General features: G+C 62.5%; 20 protein-coding genes and 1 riboswitch. Of the genes, 14 read left to right on the forward strand and 6 right to left on the reverse strand.

Annotated features, from left to right (window positions below; translation table 11 throughout):
- Positions 1 to 160 precede the first annotated feature (160 nt).
- Complete coding sequence (locus B5M07_RS02970; protein WP_120350158.1) at positions 161 to 1,759, forward strand: MORN repeat-containing protein; 1,599 nt, start codon at positions 161 to 163, stop codon at positions 1,757 to 1,759.
- A gap of 65 nt (positions 1,760 to 1,824) precedes the next feature.
- Complete coding sequence (gene gltX / locus B5M07_RS02975) at positions 1,825 to 3,162, forward strand: glutamate--tRNA ligase (protein ID WP_120350159.1); 1,338 nt, start codon at positions 1,825 to 1,827, stop codon at positions 3,160 to 3,162.
- Positions 3,163 to 3,235: 73 nt separating this feature from the next.
- Here gltX and B5M07_RS02980 read toward each other — a convergent pair whose 3' ends face one another.
- A complete protein-coding gene (locus B5M07_RS02980; RefSeq protein WP_067938472.1) occupies positions 3,236 to 3,826 on the reverse strand; it encodes a gamma-glutamylcyclotransferase family protein in 591 nt (196 codons plus the stop codon).
- 98 nt (positions 3,827 to 3,924) lie between these two features.
- Positions 3,925 to 4,011, forward strand: a riboswitch (glycine riboswitch).
- A gap of 149 nt (positions 4,012 to 4,160) precedes the next feature.
- Between B5M07_RS02980 and gcvT the strand changes: the two genes are divergently transcribed.
- From gcvT to gcvP, 3 genes are all read left to right on the forward strand, one after another.
- Entirely contained in the window at positions 4,161 to 5,294 is a 1,134-nt protein-coding gene (gcvT, locus tag B5M07_RS02985) for a glycine cleavage system aminomethyltransferase GcvT (protein WP_120350160.1), read from the forward strand.
- 21 nt (positions 5,295 to 5,315) lie between these two features.
- Entirely contained in the window at positions 5,316 to 5,675 is a 360-nt protein-coding gene (gene gcvH, locus B5M07_RS02990; RefSeq protein ID WP_067623356.1) for a glycine cleavage system protein GcvH, read from the forward strand.
- A 112-nt stretch (positions 5,676 to 5,787) separates the two neighbouring features.
- Positions 5,788 to 8,634 (forward strand): aminomethyl-transferring glycine dehydrogenase, encoded by a 2,847-nt coding sequence (gene gcvP / locus B5M07_RS02995; protein ID WP_120352137.1) that lies wholly within the window; start codon positions 5,788 to 5,790, stop codon positions 8,632 to 8,634.
- 32 nt (positions 8,635 to 8,666) lie between these two features.
- Here gcvP and B5M07_RS03000 read toward each other — a convergent pair whose 3' ends face one another.
- Both B5M07_RS03000 and B5M07_RS03005 read right to left on the reverse strand, forming a co-directional pair.
- Positions 8,667 to 11,198, reverse strand: a complete 2,532-nt coding sequence (locus tag B5M07_RS03000) for an ABC transporter permease (protein WP_120350161.1) — start codon at positions 11,196 to 11,198, stop codon at positions 8,667 to 8,669.
- Complete coding sequence (locus B5M07_RS03005; RefSeq protein WP_067623362.1) at positions 11,195 to 11,863, reverse strand: ABC transporter ATP-binding protein; 669 nt, start codon at positions 11,861 to 11,863, stop codon at positions 11,195 to 11,197. The genes B5M07_RS03000 and B5M07_RS03005 overlap by 4 nt, the downstream gene beginning before the upstream one ends.
- 49 nt (positions 11,864 to 11,912) lie before the next feature.
- On the opposite strand from B5M07_RS03005, the gene B5M07_RS03010 reads away from it, so the two are divergent.
- A complete protein-coding gene (locus tag B5M07_RS03010) occupies positions 11,913 to 12,569 on the forward strand; it encodes an arylesterase (protein WP_120350162.1) in 657 nt (218 codons plus the stop codon).
- A gap of 50 nt (positions 12,570 to 12,619) precedes the next feature.
- Here B5M07_RS03010 and B5M07_RS03015 read toward each other — a convergent pair whose 3' ends face one another.
- Positions 12,620 to 12,826, reverse strand: a complete 207-nt coding sequence (locus B5M07_RS03015; RefSeq protein WP_067623368.1) for a cold-shock protein — start codon at positions 12,824 to 12,826, stop codon at positions 12,620 to 12,622.
- Between the two features lie 331 nt (positions 12,827 to 13,157).
- Here B5M07_RS03015 and B5M07_RS03020 point away from each other — a divergent pair, with 331 nt between their 5' ends.
- Both B5M07_RS03020 and preA read left to right on the forward strand, forming a co-directional pair.
- Positions 13,158 to 14,489: an NAD(P)-dependent oxidoreductase gene (locus B5M07_RS03020; RefSeq protein ID WP_067938604.1), complete on the forward strand. Its 1,332-nt coding sequence runs from the start codon at positions 13,158 to 13,160 to the stop codon at positions 14,487 to 14,489.
- A 25-nt stretch (positions 14,490 to 14,514) separates the two neighbouring features.
- Positions 14,515 to 15,828 carry an NAD-dependent dihydropyrimidine dehydrogenase subunit PreA gene (gene preA, locus B5M07_RS03025; protein ID WP_120350163.1) on the forward strand — a complete coding sequence of 438 codons (1,314 nt, stop codon included), beginning with the start codon at positions 14,515 to 14,517 and terminating at the stop codon, positions 15,826 to 15,828.
- A 21-nt stretch (positions 15,829 to 15,849) separates the two neighbouring features.
- On the opposite strand, the gene B5M07_RS03030 is transcribed toward preA, so the two are convergent.
- Both B5M07_RS03030 and B5M07_RS03035 read right to left on the reverse strand, forming a co-directional pair.
- The gene (locus B5M07_RS03030) at positions 15,850 to 16,065 is read right to left on the reverse strand and encodes a hypothetical protein (protein WP_067937291.1); all 216 of its coding nucleotides are present in this window, start codon (positions 16,063 to 16,065) and stop codon (positions 15,850 to 15,852) included.
- Positions 16,066 to 16,163: 98 nt separating this feature from the next.
- The gene (locus B5M07_RS03035) at positions 16,164 to 16,802 is read right to left on the reverse strand and encodes a TetR family transcriptional regulator C-terminal domain-containing protein (protein ID WP_120350164.1); all 639 of its coding nucleotides are present in this window, start codon (positions 16,800 to 16,802) and stop codon (positions 16,164 to 16,166) included.
- A 153-nt stretch (positions 16,803 to 16,955) separates the two neighbouring features.
- On the opposite strand from B5M07_RS03035, the gene B5M07_RS03040 reads away from it, so the two are divergent.
- From B5M07_RS03040 to B5M07_RS03065, 6 genes are all read left to right on the forward strand, one after another.
- On the forward strand, positions 16,956 to 18,206 hold the full coding sequence (locus tag B5M07_RS03040) for a Zn-dependent hydrolase (protein WP_120350165.1): 1,251 nt from the start codon (positions 16,956 to 16,958) through the stop codon (positions 18,204 to 18,206).
- 73 nt (positions 18,207 to 18,279) lie between these two features.
- Positions 18,280 to 19,740, forward strand: coding sequence for a dihydropyrimidinase (hydA, locus tag B5M07_RS03045; protein WP_120350166.1), 1,461 nt, complete (start codon positions 18,280 to 18,282; stop codon positions 19,738 to 19,740).
- Between the two features lie 74 nt (positions 19,741 to 19,814).
- Positions 19,815 to 20,600 (forward strand): ABC transporter ATP-binding protein, encoded by a 786-nt coding sequence (locus tag B5M07_RS03050; RefSeq protein WP_120350167.1) that lies wholly within the window; start codon positions 19,815 to 19,817, stop codon positions 20,598 to 20,600.
- Positions 20,600 to 21,460 (forward strand): ABC transporter permease, encoded by an 861-nt coding sequence (locus B5M07_RS03055; RefSeq protein WP_205570897.1) that lies wholly within the window; start codon positions 20,600 to 20,602, stop codon positions 21,458 to 21,460. The genes B5M07_RS03050 and B5M07_RS03055 overlap by 1 nt, the downstream gene beginning before the upstream one ends.
- The gene (locus B5M07_RS03060; RefSeq protein WP_120352138.1) at positions 21,460 to 22,299 is read left to right on the forward strand and encodes an ABC transporter permease; all 840 of its coding nucleotides are present in this window, start codon (positions 21,460 to 21,462) and stop codon (positions 22,297 to 22,299) included. Before B5M07_RS03055 ends, B5M07_RS03060 begins: the two co-directional genes overlap by 1 nt.
- A 27-nt stretch (positions 22,300 to 22,326) precedes the next feature.
- Positions 22,327 to 23,307, forward strand: a complete 981-nt coding sequence (locus tag B5M07_RS03065) for an ABC transporter substrate-binding protein (RefSeq protein WP_120350169.1) — start codon at positions 22,327 to 22,329, stop codon at positions 23,305 to 23,307.
- Positions 23,308 to 23,367: the final 60 nt, after the last annotated feature.

Consider the following 23,367-nt stretch of genomic DNA (forward strand, 5'->3'; position numbering starts at 1 on the left):
GGGCCGAGGGCGAAACCCCTGCGCGCAGGCTGGCCCGCCGCACCGGGTGCGCGGGATCCGCCGAAACCGGCACGCCTGTCCTGCAAACACGTTGCCTCTGCCCTCTATCACCCGTAACCTCAGGGCAAATGACACCTAACGAGATCGGGAAATTCCGCCCATGTTGCACCGCAGCTTGCCCCTCTGTCTGATCGCTCTTCTGGCCACGCCGCTTGCGGCGCAGGACGGGCAGGTGCTGACCAAGGAATATGACGACGGCGGCATCTATGAGGGCACGTTTCAAGGCGGCCTTCAGCATGGTGCCGGCACCTATAAGCTGCCCAACGGCTATGAATATTCCGGCGAATGGGTCGAGGGTGAGATCAAGGGCGAAGGCGTCGCGCGCTTTCCCAATGGCTCGGTCTATGAGGGTAATTTCGCCAAGGGCAAGCCCGAAGGTCTGGGCAAGATCACCTTTGCCGATGGCGGTACCTATGAGGGCGAATGGGAAGCGGGCGCGATCATGGGCCAAGGCGTGGCGATCTATGCCAATGGCGTGCGCTATGAGGGTGAGTTCCGCAATGCCAAACACCACGGCAAGGGCGTGATGCAAAGCCCCGGCGGCTATGAATACAAAGGCGACTGGATTGATGGCGTCAAACAGGGCGTCGGCACGATCACCTACCCCGATGGCGCGGTCTATGAAGGCGAGATCGAAGGCGGCAAACGCAGTGGCGAGGGCACGCTGACCATGCCCGACGGGTTGGTCTATGTGGGCCTGTGGAAAGACGGCCAGATCGACGGGACCGGCACGCTGACCCAGCCCAACGGCGATATCTACGAAGGCACGCTGGTCGCGGGCCGCCGTGAGGGCAAGGGCAAGGTCACCTATGAAAACGGCGATACCTATGAGGGCGACTTCAAAGACGACCGCCGCGACGGGCAGGGCACTTTCACCGGCACCGATGGCTATGTCTACACCGGCTCTTGGGTCGCCGGGCAGATCGAGGGGGAGGGGCAGGTAACCTATCCCGACGGATCGGTTTACGTTGGCACCTTCCGCAATGATCTGGCCGATGGCACGGGCAAGATCACCTATCCCGATGGATCGACCTATGAGGGCGCTTGGGTGGCAGGTGTGATCGAAGGCGAAGGCATCGCGACCTATACCAATGGCGTGGTCTATGAGGGCGAATTCAAAGATGCCCGCAACCATGGCCAAGGGGTGATGACCTATGCCGACGGCTACCGCTATGAGGGCGGCTGGCAGGACGGTCAGCGCCATGGTCAGGGCAAGGCGACCTATCCCGACGGCACGGTCTATGAAGGCGCGTTCAGAAATGGGCAGCGTCACGGTCAGGGTAAGATCACCATGGCCAGCGGTTTCGTCTACGAAGGCGAGTGGACCGAGGGAGAGATCGAAGGGCAGGGCGTGGCGACCTATGCCAATGGCGATGTCTATGAGGGCACGTTCAAAGCGGGCAAGCGGCAGGGCAGCGGCACCATGCGCTATGCCAGCGGCGAGGAAGCCTCGGGCGATTGGGAGAACGGCGCGTTGAGCGATGGGACCGCCGGGGCGGCTTCTGACACCGCAGCCGATCCCGCAGCCGGCACCGCCTCTGGCGCCGCGGCGGAGACTCCTGCGGACGAAGCACAGCCTGCAGATGCGGCACCGGCAGCGGCAGACGCCCCCGATGAGGGCGTGTCAGACGACGGCACCGACGCCGACACCTCTGAGGTTGTGCCCGCCCCGACTGGCACCGCGGCAGACGGCGGCTGACCCCCGCCTTTGCTGGACAACGCCCGCGCCCTGTGGCAAGCCCGCGCGCAACAGGAGTACGCCAGATGTCCAACCCAACGATCACCCGTTTCGCCCCGTCCCCCACTGGCTATATCCACGTGGGCAACCTGCGCACCGCGCTGATGAACTACCTCATCGCGCGCAAGGCGGGCGGCACTTTCATCCTGCGCATCGACGACACCGATCCCGAGCGCAGCCGCGAAGAATACGTCGACGGCATCAAGCAAGACCTCGAATGGTTGGGCTTGGAATGGGACCGGGTCGAGCGACAGTCAGAGCGGTTGGACCGCTACCATACCGCCGCCGAAGACCTGCGCGAAAAGGGCCGTTTCTACGAGGCGTTCGAGACGCCGACAGAGCTGGACCTCAAGCGCAAGAAGCAGCTCAACATGGGCAAGCCGCCGGTCTATGACCGCGCCGCGCTGAACCTCTCCGACGATGAGAAAGCCGCGCTGCGTGCCGAGCGTGGCGATGGCGTTTGGCGGTTCAAGCTCGATCACCAGCGGATCGAATGGGACGACGGTATCTTGGGCGATATTTCCATCGACGCGGCCTCGGTTAGTGACCCCGTACTCATTCGTGGCGATGGGCAGATCCTTTATACCTTGGCGAGCGTCGTGGATGACACCGAAATGGGCGTGACCCATGTGGTGCGCGGGTCGGACCATGTGACCAACACCGCGACCCAGATCCAGATCATGCAGGCGCTCGGCAATGGGGCGGTGCCCTCGTTCGCGCACCACTCGCTGCTCACCGGCCCGCAGGGCGAGGCGCTGAGCAAGCGCCTTGGCACGCTGGCCCTGCGTGATCTGCGCGAGCAGGGGGTTCAGCCCTTCGCGCTGCTGAGCCTGATGGCGCGGTTGGGATCGTCTGATCCGGTGGAGCTGCGCACGGATATGGCGGAGTTGATCGAGGGTTTCGACATCAACCGCTTCGGCTCAGCGCCGACCAAGTTCGATGTGCAGGATCTGTTCCCGCTGACAGGGCGGTATTTGCAGCAACTGCCGCTTGAGGCCGTGAAAGACGACATCACCGCCCTTGGCGTGCCGGAAGACAAAGCCGCGCAGTTCTGGGCGGTCACGCGCGAGAATATCTCGACGCTGAAGGATTTGGGTCCGTGGTGGGCTATGTTCCGCGACGGGGCCGAGCCGGTGATTGCCGAGGAAGACCGCGAATTCGTGGCTCAGGCCATGCTGCTGCTGCCGGAGATGCCCTTTGATGAAACCACGTGGTCAAGCTGGACCGCCGCGGTCAAAGAAGCCACCGGGCGCAAGGGACGTGGGTTGTTCCGGCCCCTGCGTTTGGCGCTGACGGGGCAGGAACACGGGCCAGAGATGGCGCAGGTTCTGCCGTTGCTCCAGACCGTCAAAGCACGCGGCTGAGGCGGGCCGAGGGCATTCGGGGGCGCTGCCCCCGGACCCCCGCGGGTATTTGAAAAAGGATGAATTAGAGCGGTCAGAAGTTCTTCTTTGTGAAGGGGACTTCGTCGCGTGATTTCACCTGTAGCGACAAGCGGTCGATGTGGTGATCGACCACGGCCGTTTCTTCTGGCGTTAGGGTCTGGTGGCGCGGGTAAAGGGGCGCTGCGCGGTCGTTCAGGATAGGTGTGTCCCAGCCTTCGGTGGTGTCAAAAAAGCGCGCCGCTCCATCGGTGCCGAACTCGCGCAGGAAGCCTTGGACCACAACATCAAGATAGCTCAGAAGGATGACGTGATCGCCGTGGTCGACCGCGATTTCGAGCGGGATGGCGTAATGGGCGATGTCGGGTGCGGGGACCAGATCATGGACCACGGCGCCGCCTGAGGCGTGGCGTTCGTAGCTGTATTCACGCTGGTCCAGCGCCGCCCAATCCGCGCCCGGCACGGCGGCGATGAGCCCGTCGATGCGGGTGCTTTGGTCTTGCACCACGGAGAGGTAGACGATGTCGCGCCCTTCGGCGCGGACCCATTTGCGCCGCCAGCCGTCGAGCCGGGCGGGCCGGGCGTCGGGGTAGCTGTGGGTGTTGCGATTCACGAGGCTGCCGTAGCCGAAAAAATAGGGGGTCATGCGCGAAAGGTCCTGTATTTGTCGCGCGCACCAAAACATGTGTCGTATCCGGCCACAAGCATGCTTGACGCAGAGGTATGCGGCGGCATACGAAAGGCCCAATCGTCACGGGAGAATCGGTTAACGCCGATGCCGAAGGAGCAACCGCCCCGGAAACTCTCAGGCCCCAGGACCGTGACGTGACCAAGACTCTGGAGAGATGCGCGGATGCGCACGCCGAAGGGATAACGATCTCAGGCGGAAGGACAGAGGGGGCATCATGCGCAGCGTTAGCGGCGCTAAGGTGCCGGCGTGGTCAAAAGGTCATCCGGAAGCGACAGGAAAGGCGAACCGGATGAGCGATCTCAAGCAGACGGCATTGCATGATTTGCATGTGGAACTGGGGGCCAAGATGGTGCCCTTTGCGGGCTATTCAATGCCCGTGCAATACCCTCTTGGCGTGATGAAAGAGCATTTGCACACCCGCGCCGCCGCCGGGTTGTTTGATGTGAGCCACATGGGGCAGGTCGTGCTGCGGGCCAAATCTGGCAGCTATGAAGATGTGGCCTTGGCGATGGAGAGCCTCGTGCCGGTTGATGTGCTGGGGCTTGCCGAGATGCGCCAGCGTTATGCGATGTTTACGGATGCCACGGGTGGTATCTTGGACGATCTGATGTTGGCCAATCTGGGTGATCATTTGTTCGTTGTTGTGAATGCCGGGTGCAAGGATGATGACATCGCCCTGATGAAAGAGGCGTTGTCGGATCGTTGTGAGATCGAAGTGCTCGAAGATCGTGCGCTGCTGGCCTTGCAGGGGCCGCAGGCCGAAGCGGCGCTGGCCCGGTTGCAGCCCTTGGTGGCGGATATGAAATTTATGGATGTGGCCAAGGATGTCGACATTGACGGGATCACCGTCACCCTGTCGCGCTCGGGCTATACGGGCGAGGACGGCTACGAGATTTCGGTCGCGAATGAAGATGCCGTGGCCTTGGCGCGCAAGCTTTTGGCGCTGGAAGAGGTCGAGCCCATCGGTCTGGGCGCGCGTGACAGTCTGCGGTTGGAGGGCGGGTTGTGCCTTTATGGTCATGACATCGACACCACCACCACGCCGGTTGAGGCGGCGCTGAACTGGGCGATCCAGAAGGTACGGCGCAATGATGGCGAGCGTGCGGGCGGTTTTCCGGGTGCGGGCGTGATCTTGCAACAACTGGCCGATGGGGCGCCGCGCAAGCGGGTGGGGCTGCTGCCCGAAGGCCGGGCGCCGATGCGCGAAGGTGTGGCGATTTTCGATGCAGCCGAGGGCGGCAATGAGGTTGGCACAGTAACCTCTGGCGGCTTTGGTCCGACGGTTGGCGGCCCGGTTGCCATGGGCTATGTCAGCGCCGAGCATGCGAAGGTCGACACGCCGCTTTGGGGCGAGGTGCGCGGCAAGCGCTTGCCACTGACTGTCACGAAAATGCCGTTCGTCGCGGCGAACTTCAAACGCTGAATCTACACAGGGAAATCCGATATGAAATTTACCGAAGAACATGAATGGCTGCGCGTCGAGGGTGACGAAGTGGTCGTGGGCATCACCACACACGCCGCCGAGCAGTTGGGCGATGTCGTATTCGTGGAACTGCCCGACGAAGGCACCACCGTCAGCAAGGATGACGAGGTTGTGGTGATCGAATCCGTCAAGGCGGCGTCGGACATCCTCGCCCCGATCGACGGTGAGATCACCGAGGTGAACAGCACGCTCACGGACAACCCCAGCATGGTCAACGATGACCCGCAGGGCGATGCATGGTTCTTCAAGATGAAGTTCACCGATGCCAGCCAGATGGACGACTTCATGGACGAAGCCGCCTACCAGAAATTCATCGGCTAAACCGCCGCGCGTGCCGGGGGACCGGCGCGCGGCTGATTACCTGCGTCGCCCGCTTTGGGCGGCGCGCCACAAACAGGGGGCGCCGCTGCCGCGCCGTGACGAGGAACCCGACATGAGCTTCAAGCCCACCGATTATCTGCCCTATGATTTCGCCAACCGGCGTCACATTGGCCCGTCCCCTTCCGAAATGTCGCAGATGCTCGACACCGTGGGCGCCGAAAGCCTTGATGCGCTGATCGACGACACGTTACCCAAGGCGATCCGTGCGAAACAGCCGCTTGATTTCGGCAAGGCGATGAGCGAGCGCGAGGTGCTTGAGCACATGCGCAAGGTTGCGGGCAAGAACAAGGTGCTCACCAGCCTGATCGGGCAGGGCTATCACGGCACCGTCACGCCTCCGGCGATCCAGCGGAATATTCTTGAGAACCCCGCGTGGTACACCGCCTACACGCCCTATCAGCCCGAAATTTCGCAGGGCCGCCTGGAAGCGTTGCTCAATTTCCAGACGATGGTGAGCGACCTTACCGGGTTGGAAATCGCCAATGCGTCGCTTCTGGATGAGGCCACCGCCTGCGCCGAGGCGATGACCATGGCGCTGCGCAGTTCGAAATCCAAGGCCAAGGGCTTCTTTATCGATAGCAATTGCCACCCGCAAAACATCGCCGTGATGAAGACCCGGGCCGAGCCTTTGGGCATTGAGGTCATGGTCGGTGAACCCGAAGAGATGGACGCGGAAAAGGTTTTTGGCGCGATCTTCCAGTATCCGGGCACCTACGGCCATGTGCGCGACTTCACCGATCACATGGCGGCCCTGCATGAGGCCAAGGCCGTCGGCATCGTCACCGCCGACCCATTGTCGCTGACCCTGCTGAAAGAGCCGGGCGCGATGGGGGCCGACATCGCCGTGGGCAGCACGCAGCGTTTTGGCGTGCCCGAGGGCTATGGCGGCCCGCACGCTGCTTATATGGCCTGCAAGGATTCCATGAAGCGCGCCATGCCGGGGCGGATTGTCGGCGTGTCCATCGACGCCCATGGCAACCGCGCCTACCGTCTGTCGCTGCAAACCCGCGAGCAACACATCCGCCGCGAGAAGGCGACCTCGAACGTTTGCACTGCGCAGGCGCTGCTGGCCGTGATGGCCTCGATGTATGCCGTGTTCCACGGGCCGGAAGGCTTGAAAGCCATCGCGCAGCGCATCCACCGCAAGACAGTGCGTCTGGCGAAGGGCCTGGAGGCCGCTGGCTTTGACGTGCAGCCCGAGAGCTATTTCGACACGGTCACCGTCGAGGTCGGCCCCTTGCAGGCCGCGGTGATGAAATCCGCCGTGGACGAAGGCATCAACCTGCGCCGTGTGGGCGGGACCAAAGTGGGCATCACGCTGGACGAGCGCACCCGCCCCGACACCATCGAAGCGGTCTGGCGCGCCTTTGGCATCCGTCAGGCGGATGATGATTTCACGCCTGAGTACCGTCTGCCCGACGCGATGGTCCGCACGAGCGACTACCTCACCCACCCGATTTTCCACATGAACCGGGCCGAGACCGAGATGATGCGCTACATGCGCCGCTTGGCCGACCGTGATCTGGCGCTGGACCGGGCGATGATCCCGCTGGGGTCTTGCACGATGAAGTTGAACTCGGCGGCTGAGATGATGCCGGTGACGTGGCGTGAATTCTCGCTGATCCATCCCTTCGTGCCCGCCGATCAGGCGCTTGGCTATCAGGAAATGATCGACGATCTGTCGGACAAACTGTGCGAGATCACCGGCTATGACGCGATTTCGATGCAGCCGAACTCGGGCGCGCAGGGCGAATATGCGGGGCTCTTGACCATCGCCGCCTATCACCGCGCCAAGGGCGAGGGGCATCGCAACATCTGCCTTATTCCGATGAGCGCCCATGGCACCAACCCGGCCTCCGCGCAGATGGTGGGTTGGAAGGTCGTGGTCATCAAGACCGCCGCCAATGGTGACATCGACCTTGACGATTTCCGCGCCAAGGCCGAGCAGCACAGCGAAAACCTTGCCGGTTGCATGATCACTTACCCGTCGACCCACGGCGTGTTCGAGGAAACCGTGCATGAGGTGACCAAGATCACCCATGACCACGGCGGCCAAGTCTATATCGACGGCGCCAATATGAACGCGATGGTGGGCCTGTCGCGCCCCGGCGATCTGGGCGGCGACGTGAGCCACCTCAACCTGCACAAGACTTTCTGCATCCCGCATGGCGGCGGGGGCCCCGGCATGGGTCCGATCGGTGTGAAATCGCATCTGATCGCGCATCTGCCGGGCCACCCGAACGAAGAGGGGGCCGCGGTCTCGGCGGCGCCTTACGGCTCGCCCTCGCTGTTGCCGATCTCTTGGTCTTACTGCCTGATGATGGGCGGTGACGGTCTGACGCAGGCGACCCGCGCCGCGATCCTCAATGCCAACTACATCGCCAAGCGTCTCGAAGGGGCCTATGACGTGCTGTATAAAGGGCCGAGCGGTCGGGTGGCGCATGAGTGCATCATCGACGTGCGCCCCTATGAGGAAACCGCGGGCATCACCAACGAAGACGTCGCCAAGCGGCTGGTTGACTGCGGCTTCCACGCGCCAACGATGTCTTGGCCGGTGGCGGGCACGCTAATGGTGGAGCCGACGGAGTCTGAGACCAAGGCCGAGTTGGACCGTTTCTGCGACGCCATGCTGGCGATCCGCGAAGAGATCCGCGAGATCGAAGAGGGCCGCATGGATCGGGCCAACAATCCGCTGAAAAACGCACCGCATACGGTGGAGGATCTGGTGGTGGAATGGGGCGACCGGCCCTACAGCCGCGAGCAGGGCTGCTTCCCTCCGGGGGCCTTCCGGGTCGACAAATACTGGCCGCCGGTCAACCGTGTCGACAACGTGCACGGCGACCGCAACCTGATCTGCACCTGCCCACCGCTGGAGGACTACGCCGAAGCGGCGGAGTGATCAGACCACCAAGACAGCCAAAGGGCGCGGGATCATTCCTGCGCCCTTAGCATATCCGCAGGCCGGGCGTTCAGCGCCCTCAGCGCAAAGCCCAAGCCCGCCAAGACCGTCGCCAGCACCCCGCCTGCGATGATCATCAGCGCGTTGGGCCAGACCACGGTGAAATCGGTCTCCATCACGTAATGGCTCACCGCCCAGCCACCCGCGATGCCTGCCATCAGCGCGACGCCCCCGGCAAAGAGACCCAGCAGGGCCGCACGCAGCACAAAGCTGCTGGCAATGGTTCGCCGCGAAGCGCCCATGGTTTTCAGAAGCGCCGCCTCATAGCTGCGCGCCCCGGTGCCTGCGGCTGCCGCACCGATCAGCACCATGAAGCCGGTTGCAAGCGTCGCCAGCGCCCCGAATGAAATCGCCGAGGCCAGCCCCGCCAGCACCGCCGCCACCCGGTCGATCGCATCGCGCACCCGGATCGCGGTGATGTTGGGATAGGCTTCGGCCAGATCCCGCAGGATCGCGGTTTCGGCCTCTGGCGCGGCATAGACGGTCGAGATGAAACTATGCGGCGCGCCGGCCAGTGCAGCGGGGTTCATCGTCAGCACAAAGCCGATCCCGGCGGTCGAGAAATCAACCTCGCGGAAGCTGGTGATCTCGCCGGTGATGGCGCGGCCCAGCACGTTGAGGGTCAGGCTGTCGCCAAGGCTCAACCCCAGTTCCTCGGCCTCTTCGGCGGCAAAGCTGATCTGCGGCGGGCCGGTGTAGTCTTCGGCCCACCAGTCTCCCACCGTGATCCGCGTGTCTTCGCCCGGCTTTGCGGCATAGGTGATGCCCCGGTCGCCGCGCACCACCCAGTGATCGCCCGCCACCTCTTGGGCCGGTTGGCCGTTGATCTCGGTCACCACGCCGCGCAGCATCGGGGCGCTTTCAACCCGGCCGACCGCCGCATCGCTGTTGAGCCTTTCGGTGAAACCGTCGATCTGGTCCTTCTGGATGTCGACAAAGAAATAAGACGGCGCCACATCCGGCAGATTGCCCGAAATCGCACGGCGCAGATTGCCGTCAATCTGGCCCACTGCCGCCAAGACCGACAGGCCCAGCCCAAGCGCCAGCACCACCGCCGTGGCCCCTTCGCCCGGTCCGCCTATCGCCGCGAGCGCCCACCGCAGGCGCGGATGCCCCCGCACGCGCTTGGCTGCGGCCCGCGCGATCAGCCGCAACACGGCTGCCGCCAGCGCCAGCACCGCCAGCGTCGCCGCCAAGCCGCCAAGCGTCCAAAGCGTGAGCGACCACGATCCGTTAAACCAGCCCGCCAGCGCCAAGAGCGCGGCCAAAAGCAGCGCCATCGCCACGAGGTAGGGCGCGCCGGGCAAAGGCGATTGGCGCTGCCAATCATCGCGAAACAGGGTGGCGGCACGCACGTCAGCGCTTCGGGCCAGCGGCCAAAGGGTGAAGAGCGCGGCCGTGAGCAACCCGTATAGCGCGGCCTCGGCCAGCGGGGCGGGATAAATCGCAAAACGGGCGGGAAGGGGCAGTTGCGCTTCGATCAACGGGGAAAGCAACAGAGGCAGCCCGGCACCGATCAGCAGGCCAAGCGCCACGCCCATCACGGCCAGCAGCCCGACCTGAATGAAGTAGGTCTGGAAGATCGTCGCCCGGGTTGCGCCCATGGCGCGGAAGGTGGCGATCACAGCGGTCTTGCGTTGCAGATAGGCCCGCACCGCCGCCGCGACGCCGACCCCGCCCACGGCCAGCCCCGACAGCCCCACCAGCACCAGAAAGGCGCTGAGCCGTTCGACGAAACGCGCCACGCCGGGCGCGCCGTTGCGGGCATCGGTCCAGCGCATCCCGGCGTCGGCAAACCGCGCCTCGGCCTCGGATTCCAACGGGTCAAGCGCGGTGCCTTCGGGCAGATCGAGCCGATATTTGCTGTTAAAGAGCGTCCCCGGTGCGAGCAGGCCCGAGCCATCCAGCGCGGCGCGCCGCACCAGCGTGCGAGGACCGAGCGAGAAGCCACTGGCGGCGGAATCCGGTTCGCGTTCAATCAGGGCCGTCAGGCGCAATTCGGTTTCGCCGAGGGCAAAAACATCGCCCGGGGCAAGGCCGAGCCTGTCCGACAAGGCACGTTCCATCACGGCGCCGGGCCGTCCTTCGGGCCCGATCTCAAGCGCCTGCTCCAGCGGCAGGGCCGGGTCTAATACCATCTCACCGATCAATGGATAGAGGTCGTCCACCGCCTTGACCTGCGTCAGTGCGCGTTCTGACGTGTCCCCCGCGCCGACCACTGCCATAGAGCGGAACTCAACGATTTCAGACACACGTTCGGCCCGCTCGGCCATCCACGCCTGCTCATCTGGGCTGGCCGATCGATAGGTGAAATCAAGTTCGGCATCGCCGCCCAAAAGTGCGGCACCCTCGGCTTCCAGCCCCGCTTCAATCGCAGCGCGGACCGAGCCTACGGCGGCCAAAGCGGCCACGCCGAGCGCGAGGCAGGCCAGCAGCAGACGAAAACCGCGCAATCCGCCGCGCATCTCACGGCGGGCGAAACGGGCCGCGAGGGACAGGCTCATGCGAGACGCCCGTCGGCCAATTGCACCACCCGGTCACAACGCGCGGCCAGATCGTCGGCATGGGTCACCAGCACCAGCGTCGCGCCATGGCGGTCGCGCAGCTCAAACAGCAGGTCCATGATCGCCGCGCCATTGCGGCTGTCGAGGCTGCCTGTCGGCTCATCCGCCAGCAGGATCGCTGGGCGCGGGGCGGCGGCGCGGGCGAGGGCCACGCGCTGCTGCTCGCCGCCTGACATTTGCGCAGGGTATTGATCAATCCGGTGGCCAAGACCGACGGCCTCCAACTCGCTGCGCGCGCGGTCAAAGGCGTCCTCGGCCCCCGAAAGCTCCAGCGGTGTGGCGACATTCTCCAGCGCGGTCATGGTGGGAATGAGGTGGAAGGACTGAAACACAATCCCCATGCGGCCTTGGCGAAACTGGGCCAGCCCATCCTCGCGCAGCGCGCTGAGATCATGGCCAAGGGCCATGACCTTGCCGCCCGTGGCACGCTCAAGCCCGCCCATGACCATCAGCAGCGAAGATTTGCCCGATCCCGACGCCCCGGTCAGCGCGATGCTTTCCCCTTGCTGGACCTGCAGCGAAATGCCGCGCAGAATATCGACGGTTCCGGCATTGCCCTTGAGGCTTAGCGTGACATCTTGAAGGTCATAGACTGGGTCGCTCATCGGGCCGCCTTTGTTCTGAGTATCAGTTGGATATGGAGGTCCGTGAAGGATGCGCAAGGTATTGATCTGTTGTGCCTTTATTTTAGGCAGCGCGGCACAGGCCGAAGAGGTGGTGATCGCCGCCCTTGGCGACAGTCTGACCCAAGGCTATGGCCTGCCCACCGAAGAGGGGTTCGTGCCGCAATTGCAGGCATGGCTGGATGCCGAAGGCGTTGAGGCGAAAATCGTCAATGCGGGTGTTTCGGGCGATACGACCGCTGGGGGGCGGGCGCGGGTGGATTGGACCCTGACGCCCGAAGTCGACGCGATGATCGTGACACTGGGGGGCAATGACATGCTGCGCGGGCTGGACCCGGCGCAGGCGCGCGGCAACATCGATGACATTCTTGCGGCGGCAAAGCGCGCCGAGGTTGAGGTGCTGCTGGTCGGCATGTCGGCACCGGGCAATTACGGCGCGGGGTATAAGGCCGATTTCGAAGCGCTCTATCCCGACTTGGCCGAAGCCCATGGAACGCAGTTCTACCCGGATTTCTTTACCGGACTTCTGGCCGAGGAAAAGGGCGCGGCCAGCGCGCGGAGCGAGACGGTGCAGCGCTATTTTCAAGGGGATGGCATCCATCCCAATGCCGAAGGCGTGGCGCTGATCGTGGAGGATATTGGCCCGGCGGTGGCCAAGCTTGCCGCACAGGCCGTAGAGACCCGCTAACAAAAAACGGACGCCGCAGCGTCCGTTTCGATCATCGAAATGTGGCCCGGTCAGGCCAGCGCGATGTTGCTCGCGCTTTCGCGGCCATCACGGCCTGCTTCGACATCAAAGGTAACCTTTTGATTGTCGGCAAGCCCGGTCAGGCCTGCGCGCTCTACTGCGGAAATATGGACAAAGATGTCTTTGCCGCCGCTGTCCGGCGCGATGAAGCCGTAGCCTTTTGTCGTGTTGAACCATTTGACGGTGCCAGTAGCCATGACCCGTGTCTCCCTCTGTCTGATCTGCCCGCAACATGCGGCAGCGCGGCTCGGTCGAATTCGTGATCGCTGGAGCCTTAGGGCAGCCGGGTCGAAAAGTCTTCGCGTCGCAGTTGTGATATTGGAATCTCTATTTTTAAAATCAAGGATTTTTACGGGGCGGCATGGGGCAAGCAAGGAAGCGCCCATGAAATATAACCTGCCTGTTACAAAACTGGCAGGTGTCACGGGTTTTTCGGGAAGTCGCGCTTTTCAAAAATTTACCAGTTGATAAAAAAATGATTCCGTGTGAGCATTTTCAAAACACCAAGAAAACGACAGGGATTTTGATATGGCACGAGATGTCTTTGAGCCGGGGATCGTTCCGGGGCGGTTAGAGCCGCAGAACTACGCAGAGGGGTTTTCGGATCTCCATCCACCCTTGGACGAACATGAGGCTCTGGTCGCGGCGGACCGCTGTTACTTCTGCCATGACGCACCTTGCATGACGGCCTGTCCGACCGACATCGACATTCCGCTGTTCATCCGCCAGATCGCCACCGGCACCCCCGATGCGGCGGCCAAGACGATCCTCAGCCAGAACATCCTTGGCGGCATGTGTGCGCGGGTCTGCCCGACCGAAACGCTCTGCGAGGAGGTCTGTGTGCGTGAGGTGGCCGAGGGCAAGCCGGTGTTGATCGGCCAGTTGCAGCGTTATGCCACCGACCATTTGCAGGCCCAAGACGTGCATCCTTTTGAGCGTGCGGCCGTGACGGGCAAACGTGTTGTTGTGGTTGGTGCGGGCCCTGCGGGTCTGTCCTGCGCCCACCGTCTGGCGATGCTGGGCCATGAGGTCGAAATCCTTGATGCACGGCCCAAGCCCGGCGGGCTCAACGAATATGGCATCGCTGCTTACAAAACGCCGAACGGCTTTGCGCAGGCCGAGGTAGATTGGCTGATGCAAATCGGTGGCATCACCTTCCGGCACGAGGTCGCTGTGGGGCGCGATGTCACGCTTGAGGAATTGAAGACCGACTATGACGCGGTTTTCCTCGGCATGGGGCTGGTGGGCGTCAATGCGCTTGGGGCCGAAGGCGAGGATAAGGCCGGGGTCGCCAATGCGGTCGATTTCATCTCGGAGCTGCGCCAGTCGGGCGACATGTCAGGCGTGCCGATTGGCCGCGACGTGGTGGTGATCGGTGGCGGCATGACGGCAGTCGATGCCGCGGTGCAGGCGAAACTGCTGGGCGCGTTGAACGTGACGCTGGTCTATCGCCGTGGTCGCGACCGGATGAACGCGAGTGTGTTTGAGCAAGACCTCGCCGCCTCCAAAGGGGTGCGGATCGTGACCCATGCAGTGCCGATCGCGGTGCATGGCAATGGCTCGGTGCGCGAGATCGAGTTTGAATATGTCGATGAGGCGATGAAGGGCACCGGCCAAACCCTGCGTCTGCAAGCGGATCAGGTGTTCAAGGCCATCGGTCAGACGCTGTTGGGCGACGGGCTGCCCGATCTCGACGGGCGCAAGATCAAGGTTGATGGCACCGGGCGCACCAGTCTGGATGGCGTTTGGGCCGGGGGCGATTGCGCCAGCGGTGGTGATGACCTCACGGTGACCGCTGTGGCCGAGGGCCGCGACGCGGCGATGGACATTCACACCACATTGATGGGGGCGGCGGGCTGAGGCCGCGCCGAGAGGGAGACATAACATGGCTGATCTGAGAAGCGATTTCATCGGGATCAAATCCCCCAACCCGTTCTGGCTGGCCTCGGCGCCGCCGACGGACAAGGAATACAACGTGCGCCGCGCCTATGAGGCGGGCTGGGGCGGGGTGGTCTGGAAGACCCTCGGCATGGAAGGCCCGCCCGTGGTTAACGTCAATGGCCCGCGCTACGGCGCGATCTATGGCGCGGATCGGCGGCTGCTGGGGCTGAACAACATCGAGTTGATCACCGACCGCCCGCTGGAAGTGAACCTGCGCGAGATGAAGGCGGTGAAACGCGACTACCCGGATCGGGCGCTGATTGCCTCGATCATGGTGCCTTGCGAGGAGGAAGCGTGGAAAGCGATCCTGCCGCATGTGGAAGAAACCGGGGCCGACGGGATCGAGCTGAACTTCGGTTGCCCCCATGGCATGGCCGAGCGCGGCATGGGGTCCGCCGTGGGGCAGGTGCCGGAATATATCGAGATGGTCACCCGCTGGTGCAAGATGTACACGCGGATGCCGGTGATCGTGAAGCTGACGCCGAACATCACCAATGTGCTCTACCCCGCCGAGGCCGCCAAGCGCGGTGGCGCGGATGCGGTGAGCCTGATCAACACGATCAATTCGATCACCTCGGTCGATCTGGACCTCTTTGCGCCAGAACCGATGATCGACGGCAAGGGCACCCATGGCGGCTATTGCGGCCCGGCGGTGAAGCCGATCGCGCTCAACATGGTGGCCGAGATTGCGCGTAATCCTGAGACCCACGGCCTGCCGATCAGCGGCATCGGTGGCGTCACAACATGGCGCGACGCGGCTGAGTTTCTGGCCCTCGGCGCGGGGAACGTGCAGGTCTGCACGGCGGCGATGACCTATGGCTTCAAGGTGGTCCAAGAGATGATCTCGGGCCTGTCGGAGTATATGGACGAGAAGGGCATGACCTCGGTCGATGAGCTTGTGGGCCGCGCGGTGCCGAATGTTACCGACTGGAACCAGCTGAACCTGAACTACGTCGCCAAGGCGAAGATCGATCAGGACTTGTGCATCTCTTGTGGCCGCTGCTTTGCCGCCTGCGAGGATACCAGCCACCAAGCCATCGCCATGTCCGAGGACCGCACCTTTACCGTGATCGAAGAGGAATGCGTGGCCTGTAACCTTTGCGTCAATGTGTGTCCTGTCGAAGACTGTATCTCAATGGAAGAATTGGCCGTGGGTGCCACCGACCTGCGCACTGGCAAGACGGTGACGCCGGACTACGCCAACTGGACCACGCACCCCAACAACCCCTCTGCCAAAGCGGTTGAACCGGCAGAGTAAGTCAAGGCCGCCGCCCTGCGTTCAGGAGTTTCTGCGCGACGGGGCGGTGGTTTCGGCAGATGGCTGCGGGACCATCCGTGCCAGATCGCGCCGCGCCGCAATCACTGCCATGGCCGCATCCCGCGCCATCTCTTCGCGCGGGATCGGTCGCGCGCTCGCCGCTTCATCAGACCCCTTTGCATTCAGTCCCTTCGCATTCCGCGCAGCCCCTGCGCCGTTAAAATCACCTACATTCATCACTGCCCCTCTAACTACTAAGGAGCCCACACCCGCAGGCAGATTGCGGCGGAAATGTTAATGGGGGATTAAACGCGGTCCATCTCTGGCGGCTATGGTTAACCGTTTGCCGATGGCTCCGGCAGGTCCAAAAGCGCGCCAAACATCGCCTGAAGATGCGCCTGTGCGCGGGGGCGGGGATCGGTCTCGGGTCCGAGCAGAATTTGCGCCTGTGCCTCGAAATCCGCGTAGTGCTGCGTTGTGGCCCAGATGGAGAAAATCAGATGTTGCGGGTCCAGCGGGGGCAGTTTGCCCGCCGCCACCCAGCCCGCGATCACGGTGCATTTCTCGTCAAAGAGCGGTTTGAGGTGGCGCTTCAACTCTGGCTCGATCCGCGGCGCGCCTTGCAGAATTTCATTGGCGAAAAGCCGGCTTTCGCGCGGGAGTTCGCGCGACATGGTCAGCTTGCGCTCGACATAGTCCAAAATCTCGCGCCGGGGGTCGCCATCGGGGTCTAGCTCGACCAGCGGGTCAAGCCATGTTTCCATAAGCTGCGACAGCAAAGTGACGTGAATGTCTTCTTTGCCATTGAAGTAATAGAGAATATTCGGTTTGCTCAGCCCAGCCTCGGCGGCGATTTGATCCAGCGTGGCGCCCCGGTAGCCATGTTTCGAGAAGACTTCGAGCGCGGCATCCAGAATCACCCGGCGGTTGCGTCTTTGGATGCGGCTGGGTTTTTTGGCGGTGGTTTCGGGCAAGGCAATGATCCTTGGTGCTGCTAAAAAAGGCGTTTGCCGGATCGGCGGCGGGTTGTTTCAAACCAGTTCTTGACAGAGCCTAACCTAATCGCAATCGTGGATTTACCAAATGGTAAAAAAACAATGGCCAAAGCCAATACAGAGGAGTGACCTATGCCCGCGCCCGGAGAGAACCTCAAGATTGATCCTGACCGCCTGTGGGATTCCTTGATGGAGATGGCCAAGATCGGCCCCGGCGTGGCGGGGGGGAATAACCGTCAGACGCTGACCGACGAAGATGCCGAAGGCCGCGCCCTGTTCCAAAAGTGGTGCGAAGACGCGGGCTGCACCATGGGTCTTGACCAGATGGGCAATATGTTCGCCCAGCGGGAGGGCACCGATCCCGATGCGCTGCCGGTCTATGTGGGCAGCCACCTCGACACCCAGCCCACGGGCGGGAAATACGATGGCATCCTTGGCGTGCTCGGCGGGTTGGAGATCATCCGCACGATGAACGATCTGGGCATCAAGACCAAACATCCGATCGTCGTGACCAACTTCACCAACGAAGAAGGCACCCGTTACGCCCCCGCGATGCTGTCGTCGGGGGTTTTTGCTGGCATCCACACCCAAGACTGGGCCTACGCGCGCACCGACGCCGAGGGCAAGAGCTTTGGCGACGAGTTGCAGCGCATCGGCTGGAAGGGCGATGAGGAAGTCGGCGCGCGCAAGATGCATGCCTTCTTTGAACTGCACATCGAACAGGGCCCGATTTTGGAATCCGAGGGCAAGGACATCGGCGTCGTGACCCACGGGCAGGGCCTGAGCTGGACGCAGGTAACGATCATCGGCAAGGACAGCCACACCGGTTCCACCCCGATGCCGATGCGCCGCGATGCGGGGCTGGGCATGGCGCGGGTGCTGGATAAGGTGAACGAAATCGCGCTCAGCCATGCGCCCCATGCGGTGGGGGCGGCAGGCCATATCGAAGTCTACCCGAACTCGCGCAACGTGATCCCGGGCAAGACGGTGTTTACCGTCGATTTCCGGTCACCCGAACTGGCCGTGATCGAGGATATGGAGGCCCGTCTGCGCGACGAGGGCCAAAAGATCGCCGATGATATGGATGTGCAGATCGAGTTTGAAAAGGTCGGCGGTTTCGACCCCGTGGCCTTTGATGATGGCTGTGTCACGGCTGTGCGCAATGCCGCCGAGCGGTTGGGCTATAGCCATATGAACTTGATTTCGGGCGCGGGGCATGACGCCTGCTGGATCAACCGGGTGGCGCCCACGGCGATGGTGATGTGCCCCTGTGTCGATGGTCTGAGCCACAATGAGGCCGAAGACATCACCAAGGATTGGGCCAAGGCGGGGGCGGATGTGCTGCTCCATGCGGTGCTGGAGACAGCGGAAATAGAGGGCTGAACACGCGGGCGGAGGTCTGGGGTGCTGCCCCGGCCCCCCGACGTGAATTGCCAGAAAAGATGGGGAGAAGAAGATGAGCAAGGTAATCAAGGGTGGCATGGTTTGCACGGCGGACCGCACATGGAAAGCCGATGTCCTGATCGAAGGCGAGAAGATCAAACAGATCGGCGAAGACCTAAAGGGCGACGAATATATCGACGCCGAGGGCGCCTATGTGATCCCCGGCGGGATTGATCCGCATACGCACCTAGAGATGCCTTTCATGGGCACCACGGCAGCCGAAACCTTTGAGTCCGGCACATGGGCCGCGGCAGTGGGCGGCACAACGATGGTGGTCGATTTCTGCCTGCCGGGTGCGGATGGCTCGATCAAGAACGCGATCAACGAGTGGCACCGCAAATCCGCGCCGCAGATCTGCAGCGACATCGGCTATCACATGGCGATCACCGGCTGGGACGAGACCGTCTTTAACGAGATGAAAGACGCGGTCGACATGGGGGTGAACAGCTTTAAGCACTTCATGGCCTATAAGGGTGCCTTGATGATCGAAGATGACGAGATGTTCGCCTCGTTCAAACGCTGTGCCGAGTTGGGCGCGCTGCCGATGGTCCATGCCGAGAATGGCGATCTGGTTGCCGAGTTGCAGCAGAAGTATTTTGATCAGGGCATCACCGGGCCAGAGGGCCACGCCTATTCCCGTCCGCCTGAGTTGGAAGGCGAAGCAGCAAACCGCGCGATCACCATCGCTGATACCGCCGGCGTGCCCCTGTATATCGTGCACGTTTCCTGCGAGCAGACCCATGAGGCGATCCGGCGTGCGCGGCAAAAGGGGATGCGGGTTTACGGCGAGCCGTTGATCCAATTCCTGACGCTGGATGAGTCGGAGTATTTCAACAAGGATTGGGACCACGCCGCGCGGCGCGTCATGTCGCCGCCCTTCCGCTCGAAAGACCACCAAGACAGCCTTTGGGCTGGTTTGCAGGCGGGCAGCTTGCAGGTGGTCGCGACGGATCACGCGGCATTCAGCACTGAGCAGAAACGTGCGGGCCGCGATGATTTCCGGATCATTCCCAACGGCTCAAACGGGCTGGAAGAGCGTCTCGCCGTGCTTTGGACCGAAGGGGTAGAGACGGGGCGGCTTACGCCCAATGAATTCGTCGCCGCGACCTCGACCAATATCGCCAAGATCCTCAACATCTATCCGCAGAAGGGCGCGATCGTTGAAGGGGCTGATGCCGATATCGTGGTCTGGGATCCGAAAATCACCAAGACGATCAGCCCGGTGAACCACCATTCCATCCTTGATTACAACGTCTTTGAGGGCTTTGAGGTCAAGGCGCAGAGCCGCTATACCCTCAGCCGAGGTGAGGTGATCTGGGCTTGGGGTCAAAACAGCCAGCCGCAGCCGGGACGTGGGCGTTTCGTGCCGCGCCCAGCCTTCCCAAGCGCCAATGTCGCGCTCAGCAAGTGGAAGGAGCTCAACAGCCCCAAGATGATCAAGCGCGATCCGCTGAACATTCCGGCGGGGATCTGAGCGATGTAGAACCGCCACGACAATCAGGTAAAGTGCCGCGCTAAAAGCGGCCGACCAACAGGGAAGTAAAATTTGTGAATGACAGCCAGAGCGTGATCAGCGCCAGCAATCTAGATCTGACCTTTCAAACCAATGACGGGCCGGTCCATGCGTTGAAAGACGTGAACCTTGAGATCCACAAAGGGGATTTCGTCAGCTTTATCGGCCCCTCGGGCTGCGGGAAGACGACCTTTCTGCGGGTGATGGCCGACCTTGAGCAGCCCACGGGCGGCACCGTGACCATCAACGGTGTCTCGCCCGAGGAGGCGCGCAAATCGCGGGCCTACGGCTACGTCTTTCAGGCGGCGGGGCTCTATCCGTGGCGCACCATCGGCGGCAATATCCGGCTGCCGCTTGAGATCATGGGCATCCCGCGGGCGGAGCAGGCCGAGCGGGTGCAGCGCGTGCTGGAGCTGGTTGAACTCAGCGGGTTTGAGAAGAAGTTCCCTTGGCAATTGTCGGGGGGGATGCAGCAACGGGCCTCTATCGCGCGGGCGTTGTCGTTCGATGCCGACATCTTGCTGATGGACGAACCCTTTGGCGCGTTGGATGAGATCGTGCGCGACCACCTCAACGAGCAACTCCTAAAGCTCTGGGCGCGGACGGAAAAGACCATCGCTTTCGTCACTCACTCGATCCCCGAAGCGGTCTATCTGTCGACCAAGATCGTGGTGATGAGCCCGCGGCCCGGTAGGATCGCGGATGTGATCGAAAGCCCGCTGCCGCGTGAACGCCCCTTGGAAATCCGCGAAAGCCCTGAGTTTCTAGAGATCGCGCATCGCGTCCGTGAGGGGCTGCGCGCCGGGCATGGGGACGATTGATGCGTAACATTATCCCCGTTCTTACGGTCGTGGGGCTGTTGATTGTCGTTTGGTATGGCGCTGCTGTCGCGCTCAACGCGCAATGGGCGCGGGATGTGGCGGCGCGGGCGGACAAGACGCTGACATTCTCGGAACTGGTGGCCGATACGTGGTCGCAGGATAAGCCCAAGCTGCCCGCACCGCATCAGGTGGGGGCCGAACTGTGGGAGACCACGGTGATGAAGAAAGTCACGTCGAAACGCTCGCTTGTCTATCACACATGGGTCACCTTCAGCGCGACCTTCCTTGGCTTTGTCATGGGCACAGCGCTTGGCACGCTGTTGGCGGTGGGGATCGTGTTTAACCGCACGATGGACATGTCGGTGATGCCTTGGGTGATTGCCAGTCAGACCATTCCGATTCTCGCCATCGCGCCGATGATTATTGTGGTGCTGAATGCCGTGGGCCTGTCGGGCCTGCTGCCGAAGGCGATCATCAGCATGTATCTGTCGTTTTTCCCGGTGGTCGTGGGCATGGTCAAAGGGCTGCGCAGCCCGGATCAGATGCAGTTGGACCAGATGCGGACATGGAACGCGAGCGGGTGGCAGACCTTTTGGAAATTGCGGTTACCGTCTTCGATGCCGTATTTCTTCACCTCGCTGAAGGTTGGGGTCGCGGCCTCTCTCGTTGGTGCCATCGTGGGCGAGATGCCGACGGGCGCTGTGGCGGGCCTTGGGGCGCGGTTGCTGGCGGGCAGCTACTACGGCCAGACCGTCCAGATCTGGAGCGCGCTTTTGATGGCGGCGGCCCTTGCGGCGGCCATGGTCGGGCTCATCGGGCTGATCCAGCGGCTGACGCTGAAACGGATGGGGATGGCATGATGGGCTGGATTGTTTTCGCCATTCTCGCATGGATCGCTGGCTTGTCGCTGAACGTCTGGCTGGCGCGGCAGCGGCCCTCGCGGGGTGCGTCGCTGGCGGCACCGCTGGTCTTTGGCATCACGCTCATCGCCGTTTGGGAAGGGGTGGTGCGTGGCTTCGACATCAACCAGGTGCTTCTGCCCGCCCCTTCGGCAATCGGGGCGCGGATGGCGTCGTCGCTTGATATACTCTGGGTCGACTTCGTGCAGACGGTGATCAAAGGCGCGCTGAGCGGCTACATCATCGGCTGCAGCGCGGCCTTCCTGACGGCGCTGGCGATCGACCGCTTCCCTTTTCTGCAACGCGGGCTTTTGCCGGTGGGCAACTTCGTGGCCGCGCTGCCGATCATCGGCATGGCGCCGATCATGGTGATGTGGTTCGGCTTTGGCTGGCAGTCCAAGGCGGCTATTGTCGTGGTCATGGTGTTCTTTCCGATGCTGGTGAACACGGTGCAGGGCTTGCAGGCCAGCGACGCCATGCAGCGCGACTTGATGCGGACCTATGCCGCCGGTTATTGGCGCACGCTTTTGAAACTGCGGCTGCCTGCGGCGATGCCTTTTGTCTTCAACGGGTTAAAGATCGGCACCACCCTTGCCCTGATCGGCGCCATCGTTGCTGAATTCTTCGGCTCTCCGGTGCTGGGCATGGGCTTTCGCATCTCCACCTCGGTTGGGCAGCTTGCGCTTGATCTGGTCTGGGCCGAGATTGTTGTCGCGGCAATAGCCGGATCGGCGTTCTATGGTATCATGGCCCTTATCGAAGGACGGGTGACCTTTTGGCACCCCAGCCAGAGGAACTAAAGACGACCAACCAACAGGGAGATAAAAATGAAAACCATCACGAAGATCGCAGCCGGGGCCGCCTTGGGCCTTTGGGGGGGCGTGGCGCAGGCCGCCGACGACCTGACGCTGCAGCTCAAATGGGTCACGCAGGCCCAGTTCGCGGGCTATTACGTCGCCAAGGACAAGGGCTTTTACGAGGAAGAGGGGCTGGACGTCACGATCAAGCCCGGCGGGCCGGACATCGCGCCGGTGCAGGTGCTTCTGGGCGGTGGGGCCGACGTGATGGTCGACTGGCTGCCCTCGGCGCTGGCCGCGCGCGAAAAGGGCGCGCCGATTGTGAACATCGCCCAGCCTTTCGCGAAATCCGGCCTGATGCTGACCTGTCTCAAAGAGCATGGCATCGAAAGCCCCGAGGATTTCCCCGGCAACACGTTGGGCACTTGGTTCTTCGGCAATGAGATCCCGCTGATGAGCTGGATGGGCAAGCTGGGCTATCCCACCGATGGCTCCGACGGTGGGGTGACGATCCAAAAGATCAACTTCAACGTCGACCCGCTGCTGCAAAAGCAGGTCGAATGCGCCACCACCATGACCTACAACGAATATTGGCAGGTGATCGACGCAGGGCTGACGCCCGAGGATCTGGTGGTCTTCAAATATGAGGACGAGGGCATCTCGACGCTGGAAGACGGTCTTTACACCACCGAAGAGAGCCTCGAAGACCCCGAGATGGTCGACAAGCTGGCGCGTTTCGTCCGCGCCTCGATGAAGGGCTGGAAATACGCCGAGGAGAATGTCGAGGAAGCCGCCGACATCGTGCTGGAAAACGACCAGACCGGCGCCCAGACCGAGAAGCACCAGACCCGCATGATGGGCGAGATCGCCAAGCTGACCGAGGGCAGCGATGGCCGCTTGGACGAAGCCGCGTTTGACCGCAGTGCGGAGATCACCATGGAAGGTGGCATGATCACGAAAGCGCCCGAGGGGGCTTGGACCCATGACATTACGGATAAAGCGCTTCAGTAAGCTTTGACGGTAATGAGAGTGGAAGGGCTGGCGCGATGCGCTGGCCCTTTCTTTTGGTGT

This window comes from Sulfitobacter sp. D7 (assembly GCF_003611275.1).
GTDB lineage: Bacteria > Pseudomonadota > Alphaproteobacteria > Rhodobacterales > Rhodobacteraceae > Sulfitobacter > Sulfitobacter profundi.

Bases quoted from the DNA above. Each gene is read 5' to 3' on its own strand.
- B5M07_RS02970 (WP_120350158.1), top strand. From the start codon at position 161: ATGTTGCACCGCAGCTTGCCCCTCTGTCTGATCGCTCTTCTGGCCACG.
- gltX (WP_120350159.1), top strand. From the start codon at position 1,825: ATGTCCAACCCAACGATCACCCGTTTCGCCCCGTCCCCCACTGGCTAT.
- B5M07_RS02980 (WP_067938472.1), bottom strand. From the start codon at position 3,826: ATGACCCCCTATTTTTTCGGCTACGGCAGCCTCGTGAATCGCAACACC.
- gcvT (WP_120350160.1), top strand. From the start codon at position 4,161: ATGAGCGATCTCAAGCAGACGGCATTGCATGATTTGCATGTGGAACTG.
- gcvH (WP_067623356.1), top strand. From the start codon at position 5,316: ATGAAATTTACCGAAGAACATGAATGGCTGCGCGTCGAGGGTGACGAA.
- gcvP (WP_120352137.1), top strand. From the start codon at position 5,788: ATGAGCTTCAAGCCCACCGATTATCTGCCCTATGATTTCGCCAACCGG.
- B5M07_RS03000 (WP_120350161.1), bottom strand. From the start codon at position 11,198: ATGAGCCTGTCCCTCGCGGCCCGTTTCGCCCGCCGTGAGATGCGCGGC.
- B5M07_RS03005 (WP_067623362.1), bottom strand. From the start codon at position 11,863: ATGAGCGACCCAGTCTATGACCTTCAAGATGTCACGCTAAGCCTCAAG.
- B5M07_RS03010 (WP_120350162.1), top strand. From the start codon at position 11,913: ATGCGCAAGGTATTGATCTGTTGTGCCTTTATTTTAGGCAGCGCGGCA.
- B5M07_RS03015 (WP_067623368.1), bottom strand. From the start codon at position 12,826: ATGGCTACTGGCACCGTCAAATGGTTCAACACGACAAAAGGCTACGGC.
- B5M07_RS03020 (WP_067938604.1), top strand. From the start codon at position 13,158: ATGGCACGAGATGTCTTTGAGCCGGGGATCGTTCCGGGGCGGTTAGAG.
- preA (WP_120350163.1), top strand. From the start codon at position 14,515: ATGGCTGATCTGAGAAGCGATTTCATCGGGATCAAATCCCCCAACCCG.
- B5M07_RS03030 (WP_067937291.1), bottom strand. From the start codon at position 16,065: ATGAATGTAGGTGATTTTAACGGCGCAGGGGCTGCGCGGAATGCGAAG.
- B5M07_RS03040 (WP_120350165.1), top strand. From the start codon at position 16,956: ATGCCCGCGCCCGGAGAGAACCTCAAGATTGATCCTGACCGCCTGTGG.
- hydA (WP_120350166.1), top strand. From the start codon at position 18,280: ATGAGCAAGGTAATCAAGGGTGGCATGGTTTGCACGGCGGACCGCACA.
- B5M07_RS03055 (WP_205570897.1), top strand. From the start codon at position 20,600: ATGCGTAACATTATCCCCGTTCTTACGGTCGTGGGGCTGTTGATTGTC.
- B5M07_RS03060 (WP_120352138.1), top strand. From the start codon at position 21,460: ATGGGCTGGATTGTTTTCGCCATTCTCGCATGGATCGCTGGCTTGTCG.
- B5M07_RS03065 (WP_120350169.1), top strand. From the start codon at position 22,327: ATGAAAACCATCACGAAGATCGCAGCCGGGGCCGCCTTGGGCCTTTGG.